General features: G+C 64.3%; 13 protein-coding genes. 7 read left to right on the forward strand and 6 right to left on the reverse strand.

Going from position 1 to position 16,386, the window contains the following annotated elements:
* Nucleotides 1-99: 99 nt before the first annotated feature.
* The 4 genes from ACH2DG_RS03520 to ACH2DG_RS03535 all read left to right on the forward strand — a co-directional run bounded on the left by ACH2DG_RS03520 (nucleotide 100) and on the right by ACH2DG_RS03535 (nucleotide 4,272).
* Entirely contained in the window at nucleotides 100-1,467 is a 1,368-nt protein-coding gene (locus ACH2DG_RS03520) for an amino acid permease (protein ID WP_395024317.1), read from the forward strand.
* A gap of 14 nt (nucleotides 1,468-1,481) precedes the next feature.
* Nucleotides 1,482-2,171: an arylformamidase gene (gene kynB, locus ACH2DG_RS03525; protein ID WP_395024318.1), complete on the forward strand. Its 690-nt coding sequence runs from the start codon at nucleotides 1,482-1,484 to the stop codon at nucleotides 2,169-2,171.
* Nucleotides 2,172-2,244: 73 nt separating this feature from the next.
* Complete coding sequence (kynU, locus tag ACH2DG_RS03530) at nucleotides 2,245-3,561, forward strand: kynureninase (protein ID WP_395024319.1); 1,317 nt, start codon at nucleotides 2,245-2,247, stop codon at nucleotides 3,559-3,561.
* Nucleotides 3,562-3,582: 21 nt separating this feature from the next.
* Nucleotides 3,583-4,272, forward strand: a complete 690-nt coding sequence (locus ACH2DG_RS03535) for a PolC-type DNA polymerase III (protein WP_395024320.1) — start codon at nucleotides 3,583-3,585, stop codon at nucleotides 4,270-4,272.
* Here ACH2DG_RS03535 and ACH2DG_RS03540 read toward each other — a convergent pair.
* Nucleotides 4,253-5,692 carry an L-lactate permease gene (locus ACH2DG_RS03540; protein ID WP_395024321.1) on the reverse strand — a complete coding sequence of 480 codons (1,440 nt, stop codon included), beginning with the start codon at nucleotides 5,690-5,692 and terminating at the stop codon, nucleotides 4,253-4,255. The genes ACH2DG_RS03535 and ACH2DG_RS03540 overlap by 20 nt on opposite strands.
* A 65-nt stretch (nucleotides 5,693-5,757) precedes the next feature.
* Here ACH2DG_RS03540 and ACH2DG_RS03545 point away from each other — a divergent pair, with 65 nt between their 5' ends.
* Nucleotides 5,758-6,339, forward strand: a complete 582-nt coding sequence (locus ACH2DG_RS03545) for a helix-turn-helix domain-containing protein (RefSeq protein WP_395024322.1) — start codon at nucleotides 5,758-5,760, stop codon at nucleotides 6,337-6,339.
* Nucleotides 6,340-6,418: 79 nt separating this feature from the next.
* Here ACH2DG_RS03545 and ACH2DG_RS03550 read toward each other — a convergent pair whose 3' ends face one another.
* The 3 genes from ACH2DG_RS03550 to ada all read right to left on the reverse strand — a co-directional run bounded on the left by ACH2DG_RS03550 (nucleotide 6,419) and on the right by ada (nucleotide 9,478).
* A complete protein-coding gene (locus tag ACH2DG_RS03550) occupies nucleotides 6,419-7,393 on the reverse strand; it encodes a DNA-3-methyladenine glycosylase 2 (RefSeq protein ID WP_395024323.1) in 975 nt (324 codons plus the stop codon).
* Nucleotides 7,394-7,524: 131 nt separating this feature from the next.
* Nucleotides 7,525-8,250 (reverse strand): 2OG-Fe(II) oxygenase, encoded by a 726-nt coding sequence (locus ACH2DG_RS03555; protein ID WP_395024324.1) that lies wholly within the window; start codon nucleotides 8,248-8,250, stop codon nucleotides 7,525-7,527.
* 100 nt (nucleotides 8,251-8,350) lie between these two features.
* Nucleotides 8,351-9,478 carry a bifunctional DNA-binding transcriptional regulator/O6-methylguanine-DNA methyltransferase Ada gene (ada, locus tag ACH2DG_RS03560; protein WP_395024325.1) on the reverse strand — a complete coding sequence of 376 codons (1,128 nt, stop codon included), beginning with the start codon at nucleotides 9,476-9,478 and terminating at the stop codon, nucleotides 8,351-8,353.
* A 106-nt stretch (nucleotides 9,479-9,584) separates the two neighbouring features.
* On the opposite strand from ada, the gene kynA reads away from it, so the two are divergent.
* Together kynA and ACH2DG_RS03570 are read left to right on the forward strand one after the other, a co-directional pair.
* A complete protein-coding gene (gene kynA, locus ACH2DG_RS03565; RefSeq protein ID WP_395024326.1) occupies nucleotides 9,585-10,445 on the forward strand; it encodes a tryptophan 2,3-dioxygenase in 861 nt (286 codons plus the stop codon).
* A gap of 239 nt (nucleotides 10,446-10,684) precedes the next feature.
* Nucleotides 10,685-11,962, forward strand: a complete 1,278-nt coding sequence (locus ACH2DG_RS03570) for an MFS transporter (RefSeq protein WP_395024327.1) — start codon at nucleotides 10,685-10,687, stop codon at nucleotides 11,960-11,962.
* A gap of 149 nt (nucleotides 11,963-12,111) precedes the next feature.
* Here ACH2DG_RS03570 and ACH2DG_RS03575 read toward each other — a convergent pair whose 3' ends face one another.
* The gene (locus tag ACH2DG_RS03575) at nucleotides 12,112-13,323 is read right to left on the reverse strand and encodes an FAD-dependent monooxygenase (RefSeq protein ID WP_395024328.1); all 1,212 of its coding nucleotides are present in this window, start codon (nucleotides 13,321-13,323) and stop codon (nucleotides 12,112-12,114) included.
* 94 nt (nucleotides 13,324-13,417) lie between these two features.
* A complete protein-coding gene (locus ACH2DG_RS03580) occupies nucleotides 13,418-16,309 on the reverse strand; it encodes a putative bifunctional diguanylate cyclase/phosphodiesterase (protein WP_395024329.1) in 2,892 nt (963 codons plus the stop codon).
* Nucleotides 16,310-16,386: the final 77 nt, after the last annotated feature.

Genomic DNA, 16,386 nt, shown 5'->3' on the forward strand with positions numbered 1-16,386 from the left:
GCCAACATGGATTTCCCACAAAAACTAAAATCGCCGCTTTCCCCTCCATGCGCCAGCAGCTACCAACGCCGCCCCCGCACCTCACCCAGGTCCATTCCCGTGTCTCCTTTTGAATCCATTGCCCGCCGCGAGCGCGGACTCTTGCAGCAGCTCACCGCCGCCCAGATGACCATGATCGCCATTGGCGGCGCCATCGGTACCGGTCTCTTCATGGGCAGCGCTTTCGCCATCGGCTTTGCCGGGCCGAGCGTTCTCATCAGCTACGCGATTGGCGCCCTCATCGGCCTGCTGTTGATGGGGTGCCTGGCCGAAATGACCGTGGCGCACCCCACGAGTGGCTCCTTTGGTGCCTATGCCGAGCACTACATCAGCCCCATGGCTGGCTTTGTAGTGCGCTATGCCTACTGGGCTGCCGTGGTGCTGGCCGTGGGCATGGAGGTAACCGCAGTCGGCAAGTACATGAAGTACTGGTTCCCCGATGTGGAGCAATGGGTGTGGGTAGCGCTGTTCTCGGTCGTCCTGGCGGCGGTCAATGCCACCAGCGTCAAGGCGTTCGGGCAGATGGAGTATGTGTTCTCGATGGTCAAGGTGGTGGCCATCGTGGCCTTCATCCTGATCGGCGCTTACGTGGTGTTCGGCTCGCGCCCGGCGGGGGTCGGGTTTTCCAACTACACGGCAGATGGCGGCTTCTTTCCCAATGGTTGGTGGGGCACCTGGGTGGGGGTGATCGTGGCCATCTTCAGCTACCTCAGTCTGGAATCGATTGCCATTGCCGCAGGCGAGGCCCAGAACCCGCGCCAGGCTGTGACCTCGGCCTTCAAGACCACGGTGTTGCGCCTGGTGCTGTTCTACCTGCTGTCGCTGGCGTTGATGCTGGCCATCGTGCCGTGGAGCCATGCCAGCACCGACAAGAGCCCCTTCGTCAAGGTGATGGAGATCGTCGGAATCCCGGGCGCACCCAGCGTGCTCAATTTTGTGGTGCTGGTGGCCAGCCTGTCAGCGATGAATGCGCAACTCTACGTCACCTCGCGCATGATGTTCAGCCTCTCGCGCGGCGGTTATGCGCCAGCGGCGCTCGGCCGCGTCAACAGCCGCGGCGTGCCGATGGGTGCGATTGCCGTCTCCTGCCTGGGCATGGCGGTGGCCATGGTGCTCAATGTGCTCAAGCCCGAGGAATCGCTCACGCTGATGATGTCCATCTCGATGTTCGGCGCCATGTTTGCGTGGTTCATGGTGTTCGTCACGCACCTGTTCTTCCGCTCGCGCTGGCAGCGCGAACACCCGGGCGAGCGCCTGCAGTTCCGCATGTGGTGCTTTCCGGTGTTGACGCTGCTCGGCGCCGTGTTGATGCTGGCCGTCATCGTCACCACCTATTTCACCGATGTGTTTCACATGACGGCGTTGATCGGCGTGCCCATGCTGCTGGTGCTGGCTGCCGTCTACCAGGTCTGGTACCGCCAGCGCTGATACATTGCATACCTATGCCAAACACACCCGACACCGCGCCGCACAGCGCTCTGCAACTGTGGGATATCTCGCCGCCTGTCTATGTAGGCATGCCGGTTTTCCCCGGCGATACGCCCTACCAGCAGGAATGGGTGGCCACCATCGGGCCGGGTTGTCCGGTCAATGTGGCAAGCATCACCAGCACGCCCCACGCGGGCGCTCATGCCGATGCGCCCCTGCACTACGCCCCTGATGGCGCCACCATCGGCCATGTGGATCTGGCGCCCTACCTGGGCCGCTGCCGGGTGATCCACGCGATGGATTGCGGCGCGCTGATCGAGTGGCGCCACCTGGAGCACGCCATCAGCGACGACCTGCCCGAGCGCGTGCTGGTGCGCACCTACCAGCAGATGCCGCAAACCCGCTGGGACGCCGCACTCGCCGGTTACGCTGCCGATACCGTCGAACGCCTGGCTGCACGCGGGGTGCGCCTGATCGGTATCGACACGGCCAGCATCGACCCGGCGGACAGCAAGGCACTGCCCAGCCACCAGACGATTCGCCGCCACGACATGCGCGTGCTCGAAAACCTGGTGCTCGACGCCGTGCCCGAGGGTGACTACGAACTGATTGCACTGCCGCTCAAACTGGTGCAGGCCGATGCCTCACCGGTGCGCGCCGTGCTGCGCGCCCTGCCCGGCGCCTACAATCACCGGTATTCCTGAACTACAAATTCAATAGCGGTTGGCGCTGGGTAGACGCGCGCCAACCGTATATTTTTATCAAAGAGACACTGCCATGACCACCTTGGAAGCCTGCCGCGAAGTCGACCTGCAAGAGCCGCTCGCGCCGCTGCGCGATCTGTTCGACCTCCCAGACGGCGTGATCTATCTCGACGGCAACTCGCTCGGGCCCCTGCCCAGGGCCACCGCAGCCCATGTGGCCGATGTGGTGCAGCGCGAGTGGGGCCAGGGCCTGATCCGCAGTTGGAACGACGCTGGCTGGATCGACCTGCCCCAGCGCCTGGGCGACCAGTTTGCGCCATGGATCGGTGCGCGCCCGGGCGAAGTGGTGTTCACCGATACCACCTCGGTCAACCTGTACAAGGTGCTGAGTGCTGCCATCCGCCTGTCCCAGCAGGAATTCTCCGACCCGGCACCGCGCTCCAAGGTGGTGAGCGAGCGCAGCAACTTCCCCACCGATCTGTACATTGCCGAATCGCTGTGCAAGCAGCACAACCTGGAGCTGGTGCTGATCGAGCCCGAAGAGCTGCCCGCCTGCCTGACGGGTGACGTGGCCGTGCTGCTGCTCAGCCACGTCAACTACCGCACCGGCCACATGCACGACATGGCCCAGGTAACGCGCGACGCCCATGCCCAGGGTATTCTGACGATCTGGGACCTGTGCCATGCCGCAGGCGCGGTACCCGTCGACCTGAACGGCGCCAATGCCGACTACGCAGTGGGCTGCAGCTACAAGTACCTCAACGGCGGCCCGGGCGCACCGGCCTTTGTGTGGGTCAATGCACGCCACACCGACAAGTTCTGGCAGCCGCTGTCGGGCTGGTTTGGCCATGCGGAGCAATTTGCCTTCACCAGCGATTACCAACCCGCTGCAGGCATTCGCCGCTATATGTGCGGCACCCAGCCCATGATTGCCCTGAGCGCCCTGCAGTGTGGCCTGGACGTGTATACCGAGGCCGAACAGTACGGCGGCATGACGGCGCTGCGCCGCAAGTCGGTGGCGCTGACCGACCTGTTCATCGAGCTGGTGGAGACCCGTTGCGCCGGCCACGGTCTGGGCCTGGCCACGCCGCGCGACATCTTTGCGCGTGGCTCGCAGGTATGCCTGACGCGCGATGAAGGCGCTGGTGTCGACGGCCAGGGCAGCGGCGCCTACGCCATCATGCAGGCGCTGATCGCCCGTGGCGTGATTGGCGATTTCCGCAAGGGCGACAACGGCAAGGGCCCGCACAAGGATATTCTGCGCTTTGGCTTCACGCCGCTGTACACCCGCTTTGAAGACGTGTGGAACGCGGTGGAACACCTGCGCCAGGTGCTGGAGTCGGGCGAATGGAAGCGTCCGGAATTCAACCGCATCAACGCGGTCACCTGATCTCCGCCCGCCTGACATTGCATGTCTGAACGCATCGCCATCCTCGACTTCGAAACCACGGGCATGAGCCCGGCCCATGGCGCGCGCGCCGCCGAGGTGGGCATCGTGATGGTGGAGGATGGCCGCATTGTCGATCGCTACCAGAGCCTGATGAACGCAGGCCAGCGCATGCCCAGCTTCATCACGCAGTTGACCGGCATCACCACCGCCATGCTGCAGGCGGCGGCACCGGCCGAAGAGGTCATGCGCGAGGCGGCTGCCTTTGTCGGCAGCGCGCCGCTGGTGGCACACAACGCATCGTTCGACAGCAAGTTCTGGCGCGACGAGCTGGAGCGCGCTGGCTGCCCGGCCACACAAGAGCTTGGTACCGGCCTGTTTGCATGCACGGTGCTGCTGTCGCGCCGCCTCTACCCCGAGGCCCCCAGCCATTCGCTGGGCAAGATCGTGCGCCACCTGCAATTACCGCCTGCCGACAGGGCCCACCGCGCCCTGGCCGATGCCGAAATGACGGCCCATTTGCTGCTGCGCATGCAGGCCGACCTGCGCAACCGCTGGCATATTCCAGACCCCAGCCACGCGGTGCTCAATGAATTGCAGACCTGCCAGCGCAAGCACCTGAGCCGCTGGCTCAGCAATACATCCGCCCGCCAGACCCAGCCGCAGCTGCCAGAGCTGGCCAGCATGAGCCAGGTCAAGGCAACGCCATACTGAGCACCACGTTCAACACCGCCATCAGCAGCACCGCAGCCATGGTGATCAGCAGCACGGTGGACTGCACCCATGGGCGCTGCCCCTGCGCCTCGCCAGCCACCTCTGCCGGCACCAGCTGGCATGCCATTTCCACCTTGCCGGGCGATGCCATCAGCAGCAGCGCCGCGCTGACATTGTGAACCGCCATGAACGGCAGCACCGCCACGCCCAGGGCCTGGGCAATCTCGGCCTGCGTGGCAGCGAACATGGCATTCGCCCCGGTGTTGGAGCCTGTCACAAAGCCGCCCAAAGCGCCTACAAACGGGGCGGCAAACACATAGGCGCTGCCGCCCTGCGCCAGGGCGTGTGCGAGCTGCGCCGCCATACCCGATACCGCCATCACCACCCCCAGCACAATGAAAAGACCGGTCACGGGCGCCACCTGGCGCCACGATTGCCACACCCGCTGCAGGCTGCTGCCAACGGGCAGGCCCTTGGCAAACCAGGCTGCGGCCACAAACAGCCAGACCGCAGGCGATGCCAGCAGATGCCACGCGCCACTCCACTGCACGGCCCGCACCGCCACGCCTGCAACCAGCACCCCGAGCAGCAGCAGGCCATAGGCTGCCAGTGCGCGCCAACCCAGGGCATTCAATGGCGCAGGGGCAGCCGTCGCAGAACCCTTCGCACCCCGCCTGCCAAGCCACAGCCACAGCACGGTCATCACCAAGGAGCCCAATGCCCCGGCAGCCGATGTGCCGGCCAGCATATTGGCGAGGCCAATGGCCGCAGCCAGCAGCAGGCCGGACAGCGCCCCCTGGAGCATCGCCGCACCACGCTGGCCGCTGTCGCTGGCCAGCCAAGCCGCAGCCACGCCCACCACCACCATGGGAATCACGCTGACCCACGCAGATGCCACGCCCAGTGCGTCAAACGAAAGCCCCGACATCGTGGCCGCAATCAGCGTGCCCGGGCCCATGGACCCCCATGGCACGGCACACAGGCCGAGCAGACCAATCACCGCCACCTTGCGCGCAGACAATCCGCTGTGCGCCAGCAGGGGAATCCCGATGGTGATGCCGATGCCAAAGCCCGTGAGCGACTCGGCAAAGGGCGTGACCCCATGCACCACCAGCAGCACGGCGCCCACGCCTTGGCCGGTACGCCCCATCACCCATTGCGCCAGGGCTTTCTGCGCGCCCGCAGCACGCAGCACCTCGGAAAGCAACAGGCCGCCGCCAACGATCAGCAGCACCTCCACCAGCACCGGTAGCCAACCCGTCGCAGCTTGCAGCGCCGCCTGCGCGGTCAAGGGAAAAGCCAGCATGCAGCCAGCCAATGCCAGCACCACGCCCAGCAGCGCCGCATACAGCGAACGCAGCCCCAGCAACAGCCCCACGATGACGGCGAGGACCGGCAAAGCACTCAATAGCAGGTACATTGGTAGTGACCTTGTAAAAATTGCATATAGGTAAATAATATTTCCTACACGAAATTTGTCAATCCATGCAGACTGAAATTCCTTCTTCCGGTTCCGACTCCGACCTGCAGTTCGGCCTGGCCGTACGCGCCCGCCGCGCGCAACTGGCCATTACGCTGGACCAATTGGCCCAGGCAAGCGGCGTGACATCGGGGGCACTGTCGCGGGTGGAGCGCGGGCTGCTCAGTGTGAGCTTGCGCAATGCCATGGCCATCGCACGCGGTCTGGGCTGTGAATTGAGCGATTTGATCCAGAGCCCCGCTGCCGCGCAGATCACCCGGGCGGGCGAGCACCCGCGCTTTGTGCACGAGGACACGGGTATCGTGCGGCTGGCGCTTGCCCGCCCCTTGCCCGGCCTGGAATTGCTGCACTACGACGTGCCGCCCGGCCAGGTATCCAGCCACTTTGCGCCCCACCGCCCCGGCACGCGCGAGGTGTTCTACGTGGAAAGCGGCACGCTCCGGGTCTGGACGGGAACGGATTCGGTACTGCTGCAGGCAGGCGACAGCGCGCAACTGGCCATGGACACCGAGCACCACTTTGCCAACGAAGGCGACGCCACCGCACGCTTCATCCTGCTGGTGGCAGCGCCGTCGCACGGCGCATGACAGTTTGGCGCCAGGGGTTGAAGCAACGGCCCAGCCGCCAGCCACGCGTACAAAGAGCGTGCTGGCATGCGCTCAGGCTTCAATAGCTTTTGGCCGACAGGCTGGCCCACAGGTGCGCGGCCACCAAGGCACGCCAGGGAGAAAAGGCGCCCAGCCATTGCTCCGCCTCGCGCTGTGAGACGCTGGGCACGTCCAGGAGGCGTGCCAAGGCATTGCGCACCGCCACGTCGCCGTGCAGACTGCCATCGAGCCAGCCAAAGCCGCGCAGCAGGGCGTAGTGCACCGTCCACGGGCCAATGCCCTTGATGGCGAGCAGCGCGGCCTCCAGCGCTTGAACAGTGTCGGGCTGCAAGGGTTGTGCAGCCCAGGTATCGAGCGGCAGGGAACCGTCCTCAACTGCAGCACAAACACGCTCCAGCGTGGCAATTTTGCTGACAGAGAAGCCCGCTGCACGCAGTTGCTCTGGCGTCAGCTCAGCGAGTGCCGCTGCATCGGGGTGGCAGAGCATGCCACTGCTGTGCTGCACGCCTGCCGTCTCAATCAGGCGCCGGCGCAACGCAATGGCCGCTGCCACACTGATCTGCTGACCGGTAATCGCCCACACCAGGGCTTCAAACGGCGTACTGCTGGCCGGTACCCGCAAGCCCGCCTGGCTGCGCAGCAAGGGGCCCAGCACCGGGTGCCGTGCATGCTGCCGCTCCAGTTGGTCTGCACCATCGCCCAGCCCCAGCATGCGCGAGACCATGGCATTCAGGGCCAGTTGCTGTGCATTGGCAGCGGCAAGCTTGCTCTTGCGCAGCCCGTCGACCGTCAGGCGGGCTTGCACTTGGCCGGGCCTTTCCTGGCCAGGCCCTTCCTGGCCGGGCCCTTTCTGGCCGAGCCGTATCTGCAGCTGCAGCAGTGCCGGGCGGCCTTGCCAGGTCAGGCCTTTGGAGATGTGCAAGCCCTCCACTTTTTCCGAGCGCTGCTGGGCATCGCGTGCATGCAGGGCCAGCATGTCCTGCGAGCGGTAGTTGGCGGGCAGCGCTGCAATGGTTTCCAGAATCAGTGGCATGGGAAGACAGTCAGAAGGCGGCAGAGAGAATGCAGACACGAGAGACACTATAGGCGACGACCTAGGATTGGCTGAATCGCTTTCATTTTGATAGCAATTACCACGCACTCCAATTGCGCCACCGGCGGTTTCTACTCCGCATCATGAAACACCACTCCCAAGGTGTGACGCGCGCCCCGCAGTATGGTGGAGACGCCGTGCCGGTGCTGCACCCGGTAACTGCCGCGCGCACCCTGCACCGGCCGCTCCCGCACGGCGATGATGGCCGCGTCGCCACGCCTGAGCGGCAGCACCTGCACACGCGATTGCATGCGCGGGCGCTGCTCGGTCAGCGCAAGCTCACCCCCTTCAAAATCCTGCCCTGGCTGCGACAGCAGCACGATCACCTGCAATGGAAACACCAGTTCGCCATACAGATCCTGGTGCAGGCAGTTGTAATCGCCCGCGCCATAGCGCAGCAGCAGGGGCGTCGGCCGCACCTGGCCTGCCGCATGGCATTGAGCGATGAAGGCCTCGTGCGTGGCAGGCCACGGACTGGCCTGTGGCTGCAGCAACTGGCGCCAGCGCTCGGCCAACGGCTGCAGCCGGGCATACAGCGCGCCGCGCATGGCCTGCACCAGCGCTGGCAGCGGATAGGCAAAGTACTGGTACTCGCCCCGGCCAAAAGCGTGGCGCTGCATGGTGATGCGGCTGCGAAAATGCGCGGCTTCGTCATACATGCCGGCCAATTGGGCGCACTGCCCTGCATCCAGCAAACCCGGCAGCAGACCCCAGCCCTGGCTGTCCACCTGCGCGCAAATGCCGGGCCAGTCGTAGTGCGCCAGTTGGCGAATTGCCGCTTCATCTTCAAAATTCATAGCATCTGGCGCTTTATGGGTGGGCGCGAAAGGCAATTTTTCTTCAAATACCTCCTCATCACCCAGCGGCAGGGCAGCCTGGCCAGCGTTGGCCGCCCGCTTAGCCATGGCGCGCCACCCGCAGGGCCTGGGGAGCCAGTTCTGCCTCGTGCCGCAGCAGCGCACGCTTGCGGTCCACGCCCCAGCGGTAGCCGGAGATTTCACCATCGCTGCGCACCACGCGGTGGCAGGGAATGGCCACCGCAATCGCATTGGCTGCGCAGGCGCCCGCCACCGCACGGCTGGCCTGCGGCATGCCCAGCGTGCGCGCCAGTTCACTGTAGCTGACGGTGCTGCCCACCGGTATGCGGCGCAGCGCCTGCCACACCTGCTGCTGGAAGGCCGTACCCCGCACATCCAGGGGCAGCGCCAGCCCGCGCGAGGGGTCGTCCACAAAGCCGATGACCTGTGCCATCCAGCGCTCGAATGCCGCATCGCCCCCCGCGAGCTGCGCCTTGGGAGAGCGTTGCTGCAGGTCTTGCACCAGCGCATCGGCATCATCGCCAAGGAGGATGGCGCAGATGCCCTGCTCCGTGGCAGCCACCAGAATGGGCCCCAGGCTGCACTCGCCCACGCCAAAGCGGATGTGCTGGGCCGCGCCGCCGGTGCGGTACTGGCGCGGCGTCATGCCAAGCACGGCCTGGCTGTCGCGGTAGAGCTGCGCGGTGCTGGCAAAACCGGCGTCAAAAATGGCATCGATGACACGTGGCGCCTCTTGGGCGTCGCCCAGTGCTGCCTGCAGGCGCTGGCGGCGTTGCGCCTTGGCGTAGGCCTTGGGCGACACGCCCACCGCCGCCTTGAAGACCCGCTGCAGATGGAAAGGGCTCATTCCCGCGCGCTTGGCCAGATCGGCCAGGCTGGGCTCCTCCTCGGCCGTGGCAATCCAGTGGCACAGCTGGGCCATCAGCGCCGCATGCCCGGGTTTGGCCGGAGCGTCGGGCTGGCAGCGCTTGCAGGCGCGGTAGCCTGCTGCCTGCGCCTGCGCAGGAGAGTCGAAGAAACTGACGTTTTCTGGCTTGGCCTGGCGCGAGCCGCACGAGGGCCGGCAAAATACTCCGGTGCTGCGTACGGCATAGACAAAGCGGCCATCGGCACCAGCGTTGCGGGCGCGCACATCGGCCCAGCGCGGATCAGCCTGGGTTTGCTGTGCGCGCTGGGAAGCGGAAGCGAGAGTGGCAGACGGTTTCATGCGAATCACCTCAGTACAATCGATGCAGCCACTTTAGGCCTTGCGGCTCCTCGACGCAGTGCCATTCTTGCGCTGTAATTCAAGCCGCTTCATTGCCCCACACACCATGCGAGACACCAACAGCAAGCCCGAATCCATTGTGCATGAAGAGCGCGCCCAGCTCGATTTCAGCAAAGACATGAGCTATGGCGACTACCTGCACCTGGACGAGATCCTGAACGCCCAGCACCCGCTGTCGCCCGCGCACGACGAGATGCTGTTCATCGTGCAGCACCAGACCAGCGAGCTGTGGATGAAGCTGATGCTGCACGAGCTGCGCGCCGCCATGCAGGCGATTGCCAACCCTTCCGCCAATACCAAACCCGAGGCCTTCAAGATGCTGGCGCGGGTGTCGCGCATCATGGAGCAGCTGGTAGGCGCCTGGACCGTGCTCTCGACGATGACACCGCCCGAGTATTCGGCCATGCGGCCCTATCTCGCCAATTCCAGCGGCTTTCAGAGCGCGCAGTACCGCTGCATCGAGTTTTCGCTGGGCAACAAGAATGCTGCCATGCTCAAGCCCCATGCGCACCGCCCCGACTTGCTGGAGCAGGTGCAGCGGGCCTACGAATCGCCATCGCTGTACGACATTGCCCTGCAGCTGCTGGCGCGCGAGGGCATCACCGTGCCGCAGGAGGCGCTGCAACGCGACTGGACGCAGCCCTACACGGAGAGCGAAGGCGTGAAGAAGGCCTGGATCACCGTCTACAGCGACCCGCATCAGTACTGGGACCTGTACCAGCTGGGCGAGAAGCTGGCAGATATCGAGGACGCCTTCCGCCAGTGGCGCTTCCGCCACCTCACGACCGTGGAGCGGGTGATCGGCTTCAAGCGCGGCACGGGTGGCACAGGGGGCGTGAGCTACCTCAAGAAGATGCTCGATGTCGTGCTGTTCCCCGAAATCTGGAGCTTGCGCACGGATTTGTGAGCCCCTGCGGCGCTGCAGGCAGCCTTTGCTCATTGCCTCGCGCCCGCATCCGCTCCTGCCAGGATTACCGCATGTGACATGCGCGGGCTGCAGACCCGGCGGGTCTGGCCTATAGTGTGCATGTGCGATTGCAGCATTTTCAGCCTCCAGCGCCCGCCTGATGAGCGCCAATTGCTATCTCTTACATAGCAAAAAGTGCTTCTGGCGACGCCGCTGCCACGCCAATGCCTGCCTGTGCCATGCCCGACAACAACCCAACCCCATCCCAGGCTGCGTCCGCAGTCGCCCAGCCTCCCGCATCCCCCACCGTGCTGTGGGCCATGCTGCTCACCCTTTTGTCGGCCTTTGCGCTGAGCCAGGCGTTCCGCACCGTCACCTCCATCATTGCCGACGGGCTGCGAACGGATTTTGGACTGTCTGCCGAGTCGCTGGGCGCATTTGCCGGGCTGTTTGGCCTGTCTTTCGGTGTCACCCAGCTCTTCATGGGCGTTGGCATGGATCTGTACGGGTTGCGCAAAACCATACTCACCGCATTTCCGCTGGCAATTGCGGGTTCGGCCATTTCCGCCGCAGCGCCCAGCTACCACTGGCTGATGCTGGGGCAGCTGCTGATCGGCATTGGCTGTTCGCCCGCGTTTCTGGCCTGCACCATGTTCATCTCGCGCCACTTTCCCAGTGATCGCTTTGCCTTCATGTCGGGCGTGGGCATGGGCGTCGGGGGACTGGGTCTGCTGTTCACCGGCACGCCGCTGGCCTGGCTGGTGCAGCACCAGGGCTGGCGCTTTGGCTTCGGGCTGCTGGCAGCGCTGTGTGCGCTGTCGTGGCTGGCGATCTTCTGGCGCGTGCACGAACCGCGCCTGGCCAGCGACGATCTGCCCAAGCCCAGCTGGATCAATGCCGTCAAAGGCTTTGGCGGCCTCCTGAAGGTGCCGCACACCTGGGCGATTGCGCTGATGGGCATGGTTGGCTATGCGTCGTTCCTGACCGTGCGCGGCCTGTGGCTGAGCCCGATGCTGATCGACCGCTACGGTTTCAGCCTCGTCGCCACCGGCAATGTGGCCCTGGTGGTGTCGGTGATCTCGCTGTTCGTGCCATCGATCTTTGGCCGCTTCGACCCGGGCCCGGCCAGGCGCCGCCGCCGCATCATCATTGGCGCCACCGTGATGGCCAGCATCTTCTGCGCCCTCGCCTTTGTGCACCATCCGCTTGCCACCGTGGCCCTGATCCTGTTGATGGGTCTGGTATCTGGCTACTCGGTGCTGCAGTATGCCGATGTGCGCTCGTCCTACCCCAAGGAGACCACGGGCCGCGCGCTTTCGGTCTACACCATGGCCATGTTTCTGGGCGTGGCACTGATGCAATGGGGTTCGGGCAAGGTCGCAGCCTGGGCCGAGCACCACCAGGCCGAAACCTATGAATATGTGATGCTTTTCGTGGCCGCCATGCTGATGCTGGGCTGCCTGGCCTTTCGTTTTCTGCCCAAATCGCCCCTGCTGGCGCAGCAAGGCGGCAGATAGGCAGAGCGCTGTCTATCGAAAAGATAGCCGTGCGCGCATACCAATAGTGCGCTTCAAAGCCACAAGCCTTTGAAAATCAATAGAGGCAAGCGCCTCTAGCTATGATTTTTAAAGCGAAGCCATGCATTCCGAAAGGCGAACGGGACCCCTCAGAGCACCGTTGCTGATGAGCCATCTCCCCGGTACAGCCAAGGTACATCCATCAGCCGCGCGCCCAAGGTACGCAAAGCCGTATCGCGGCCCAGGGCCACCAGGCCGCGGGCATGGAAGATGTCTCCATTGCGGATGGCGCGCGCCTGCACTCTGGCATTGCGCTCCCAGCGGTTGAGCGCGTAGCGGCGCAAGCGCAGCGGCAACTCCAGATCGTGCATGGTGAGCGCACGCTGCAACTCGGCTGCGTCTTCGATGGCCATGGCCGCACCCTGGGCCAGGTACGGCCGCATGGGGTGCGCCGCATCCCCGAGCAGGGCCACCAGGCCTTGGGCCATCTCATGCGGGCCCGCAACGGGTGCGCGTTCCACCAGCGGCCACAGGCGCCATGGCGAAGAACCTGCTGCAGCTACGGCCTGCACCAGGTTCAGCAATTGCCGGTGCGCGCCAGTCAGGCTGCGCTGCAGATCCGCTGCGTTGGCGGCATGGTCCCAGGTTTCCAGATCATCGGGCGGCGCACCTTCGGTGATGATGACCAGGTTCTGCAGTTCGCCCGCGCGCACCGGGTACTGCACGGCATGAAAACGCGGGCCCATCCAGGCGGTGATCTCCTGCGTGCGCAGCGCAGGCGGCAGATCAGCCTGGCGCACCATGGCACGGTAGGCGAGATGACCGGTCTGGCGCGGTGGCTGGTCATGCAGCATGCGCAGGCGGGTGCGGCTCCAGACGCCGTCGGCCCCTACCAACGCATCACCCTCGATCTTCTTGCCGTTCTTGGTGGTGATGGTGACGACCTCGCCATTGTCCTCGTGGTAATCCACGGGGTTGTCCAGATTGAGGTGCACGCCATCGCGCCCTTGCACGGCATCGAGCAGCAGTTGGTGCAGATCGGCGCGGTGAATGGTGGCATAGGCAGCGCCGTAGCGTGCCACGGCATCGGCTCCGAGGTCGAGTCGGGCCAGTGCCTCGCCACTGATTGCGTTGCGCGACACCAGCGCCTGCGGAAAGGCTGCGGTGGCCTGCAATCCCTTTTGCAGGCCCCAGGCCTGCAGGCGCCGCACCACATTGGGACCCAGTTGTACGCCAGCCCCTATTTCGCCGAAAGCTGGGGCACGTTCATACAGACGCACTTCCGTACCGGCCAGACTTGCTGCCAGCGCTGCAGCCAGCCCCCCGATACCCCCGCCCGCGATCAGAATCTGTTCTTGCATGCCACCATTGTGCCGGGATCAGGCCAGGCGCATTTGAGCCAGCGCGAAGACGCAGCAAATTGCTCAAAGGAGTGTATGAAACGGAGACAGGCGCCTAAGCGCACGAAGCAAAGCCGTGCAGGCGTTCGAACTCGCCGATCGGCACTGGCCTGCCGAAGTGGTAACCCTGGAAACGCTCACAGCCATTGCTGACGAGGAAATCCACCTGGCCGGCGTTTTCTACGCCTTCGGCCACCACCTCCAGCTCCAGGTTGTGGGCCAGGGCCAGTATGGTGCGCACGATGACGGCATCGTTGACATCACTCAACACATCATTGACAAAGCTGCGGTCGATCTTGAGCTGGTCGAGCGGCAGCCGCTTCAAATAGGCCAGCGAAGAATAGCCAACGCCAAAATCGTCGAGCGAGAAGCCCACGCCGCGTTCCTTGAGCTCGCGCATGCGGCACACGGTCTCGTTCACGTCTCCCAGCAGCAGGTTCTCGGTCAGTTCCAGTTTGAGCTTGGACGGGTCGGCGCCGGTTTCGTCAAAAATAGACAGCACTTCATCGACAAACCCTGCATTGCGGAACTGGCGGGGGCTGACATTGACCGCGATGGTGAGGCACTCGGTGAAAGGATTGCCTGCCCAGGCCGCCAGCTGCTCGCAGGCGGTGCGCATGACAAAGGTGCCCAGATCCACGATGAGCCCGGTCTGCTCCGCCAGATCGATGAATTCGATGGGCATGACGAGCCCCCGCCCCGGATGGCGCCAGCGCACCAGTGCCTCGGCCCCCAGGAGACGCCCATGGCCGTTCATCACCGGCTGGTAGTACACCTGCAACTCGCCATCGTGAATCGCGTGGCGCAGGTCGGATTCGAGGTGCGCACGGGCATTGACCTGTGCCTGCATCTGCGGATCGAAAAACCGCTGGGTATTGCGCCCGGCTGATTTGGCCTGGTACATGGCCATGTCCGCGCGCTTGAGCAATTCTTCGGCACTGTGCACATCGTTGTCGCCAAACACCGTCACGCCAATGCTGGGTGTGCTGTAGTGGGCAACACCGTCGAGGCTGAAGGGCTGGTTGAAACGGCTGATCAGGTGTTCCACCACGCCACGGACATGGTTCTCGGCCTGCTCGCGCACGCCGCCCAGGTGCTCCACCAGCACCACAAACTCGTCGCCGCCAAAGCGCGCCACCACATCACCGCTGCGAACACTGGCGATCAGGCGCTTGCCGACTTCGCACAGCAGGCGATCCCCTTGCTGGTGGCCCAGGGAGTCATTCAGATCCTTGAAATTATCCAGATCGATGAACAGCAGCGCCGCATAGCTGGCGCGCAGCTTGCAGGCGCGGATCGACCATTCCAGCCGGTCCATCAGCATGCGCCGGTTGGGCAGGCCCGTGAGCACGTCAAAGAACTCGAGCCGCTCGATTTCCTTGCGCGCATGGCTGCGTTCGGCCAGGTCGCGGCAAATGCACAGCAGGCCGGTCACCTCGCCATTTGCCGAGCGAATGGCCGACTTGGTAATCTCAAAACGTCCCTGGTAGCCGCCATCGGCAAAGCGCAAGGTTTCTTCGTACACCACAGGGGACAGAGAGTGCCTGGCCTGCAGGTCGGTTTCAACCTCAGACGGAAGGTAGGCATCGAGTGCCAGATCCGTCGTGGTTCGGCCAATGATCTGCGAATGCGTCAGTCCCACCAGACGCTCAAAGGCCTGGTTGCAGTGCAGAAAGCGGCCATCCACGCCCTTGAGCACGACCAGGTCTGGGATCGCACTGACCAACGACACCAGCTGCGACTGCTGCTCCTGCATGCGGCCTGCCATGAGCTTCTGCATCGATACATCATGCGACAGCAGCAGAAACGCATTGTCATCGAACCCCTGCGGGGCCACCATCAGATCCGTCTGCAGGTGACGCACGCCGTGCCGGGTCTCAATGCTCTGCTCGAAAGCCAGCGATTCGCCCGCACGCAGCCGCTCCATCCATTCCGGGGCCTGGCTGCGCAATGCAGGGGTCAGTGCCTGAATCCAGGGCTGGCCGGTCAGGGTCTTGACCCCCAGCCACTCCAGTTGGGTCTGGTTGGCATGCACAATGATGCCGGCTCCATCGACACGCACCATGCCGATAGGCGCCTGCTCCAGCCATTCAGCCCCTTGCAGGCGTTCCGGATGCGCAGAGGCCCAGCCGACCAGGGTATGCCGCACCGAAGCCATCAGCATGACCAAGGCCACCACCGACAATGCATAGCACCAGGCCGCCTCCATGACCGACAGCGCCAAGGGCATATGGGAATATGCACCTTGCGCCAGCGCAGCCAGCGCCACGGCAGCGGTCATGCTTCGCACCGGCCATCTGCTTGAGCGCCCCACCAGATTGCGCGTATCCCACCAGGCCTTGCCGCAGCACAGCAGCATGCCAGCAGGCAAGGCATATTCCTGCGCCCAATGGGAAGAAATCAACCCACGCGCCACGATGGCAGCCACCACCGCCAACGTCACCAGCATCAGCAGCACGCCTGCATTGCTGCGCAACTGCAGACTGCCCGAGCGCTCGACACTGGTTGCCAGCCCATCCTGGCCCGCAGGATGTCTGACATCTATCGAGATGATCAACAGCGTGAAAGAGAGTAGCAGATTGACTGCAATGATTGACCAGGACTGCGCCTGCACCATGGCTTCGGCCTGACTGACCGGAAGCGCTGCAAACACGGTATAGACGGCCAGAGCCACCGCACTGCATACCCACAAGGGCCGCCCGAGAGGCGCGCCACCCGAAGCACTTTGCAAAAGCAGCCGCGCTCCCCAGCCAATGGTGGCCAGTGCCGCCAACAGGGCCAGCAATTGAATCCAGGTACCCAAGGCGGCAGCAAAATGAATGCCTTGGTCGTCGGAGGCCATCAACCCCGCCAACAAAACCCCTCCCGCCAGCAGGCACAGCATGACACGCGTATGTGTATCCCACAGGCGCCGACCAAGCGATAAGGGGGTGTAAGGACGTGCCATCGGTTACCGAGGGGGGTAAAAAAGGTAAATGTAAATAGCGGCATTTGACCAGCAATTGCCGTCAAACGCAAACGGGC

Source organism: Comamonas odontotermitis (assembly GCF_040396735.1).
Classification (GTDB): Bacteria; Pseudomonadota; Gammaproteobacteria; order Burkholderiales; family Burkholderiaceae_C; genus Comamonas; species Comamonas odontotermitis_C.